The following is a 1269-nucleotide window of genomic DNA, read 5'->3' as shown; positions in this document are numbered from 1 at the left end:
GGAGAACAGGCAAAACTTGCAAGTTTGCCCATTATTGCAGGACAATCTCCTATCGATATCGCAACACGTGCGGTACAAGCAGCCAAATTAGGCGGTTATGATGTGCTGCTTCTTGATACAGCAGGCCGCAACCATATCGATGAAGCTTTGATGCTCGAATTGGCTCAAATTAAAGATTCTTGCCTTCCTTATGAAATTATGTTGGTTGCCGATAGTCTTACTGGTCAAGATGCTGTTCACCTTGCACGTTCTTTTGATGAGCGTGTAGGGATTACAGGGATTATCTTAACACGTATGGATAGTGATGGCCGCGGTGGTGCCGCTCTTTCAATGCGTGCTGTTACGGGAAAGCCGATAAAAGCAATTGGAATCGGAGAAAAAATAGACGATTTAGAAGAATTTCATCCCAGTCGCATTGCTGATCGGATTCTTGGAATGGGCGATATTGTTTCTTTGGTGGAAAAAGCTGCTGAAACGATGGATCATGAAAAAGCGGTCGCTTTTGCAAAAAAAATGCAAGCTGGAAAATTCGACCTAAATGATTTTGCAGAACAATTACAGAAAATGAAAAAACTTGGGGGAATAGGCGGCTTTATGGAAATGCTGCCAGGGTTGGGCAAGGTAAAAAATCAACTTGCCGCCGCGGGTTTTGATGACCGTTTGTTTAATCGTCAATTGGCTATTATTTCATCAATGACGTCCTGCGAGCGTGCCAATCCAGAGATTTTGAAACATAGTCGTAAACAACGGATTGCTAAGGGCTCTGGCACGAGTACTGCTGATATTAATAAGCTTTTGAAAATGCATCGCCAAATGGCTGATATGGTGAAAGTCATAGGAGGTAAGGGTAAAGGCGGTTTGATGAAAAAAATGTTTGGGGCATTTGGTTCTAAAATGGGGCTTGGGGGTGTGGGAGCTTTAAATGGAGATTCTGTAACTATGCCCGATTTATCGCAATTTGATCCAAAGCAATTCTCAACATATCAGAAACAGATTCAAGGTGGTCATGGAAAGAAAGTCTTACCCGGTCTTCCGGGGCGTGGTTCTCTCTTTCCTGGTTTTTCCAATGGCAATACCGATCATAGGGGGGAATTTTCCTCAGCCTCCCAAGAAAAAATAAGATGCAAAGAGGGAAGGAAGGATGATGCAGGAAAAAATATTGAGTGAATTGACGTATTTACGAACATCTATTGATAATTTTGATACAATGTTGATTCATATTTTAGCAGAGCGTTTTCGTTGTACGCAAGCAATTGGACGCTTAAAAGC

2 protein-coding genes are annotated in these 1269 nt (G+C 42.3%); both read left to right on the top strand.

Features of this window, described 5'->3' with window-relative positions:
• Window positions 1-1167, top strand: a 1167-nt coding sequence (locus ACFIK8_RS09500; RefSeq protein WP_375669280.1) for a signal recognition particle protein, incomplete at its 5' end; no start/stop codon positions are given.
• Window positions 1142-1269: chorismate mutase (locus ACFIK8_RS09495; protein ID WP_375669281.1), on the top strand; the 128-nt coding region annotated here is incomplete at its 3' end. The genes ACFIK8_RS09500 and ACFIK8_RS09495, both read left to right, overlap by 26 nt.

It is taken from the genome of Bartonella sp. MR168JLCBS (genome assembly GCF_042194175.1).
This window is presented reverse-complemented; position numbering and strand designations above follow the sequence as displayed.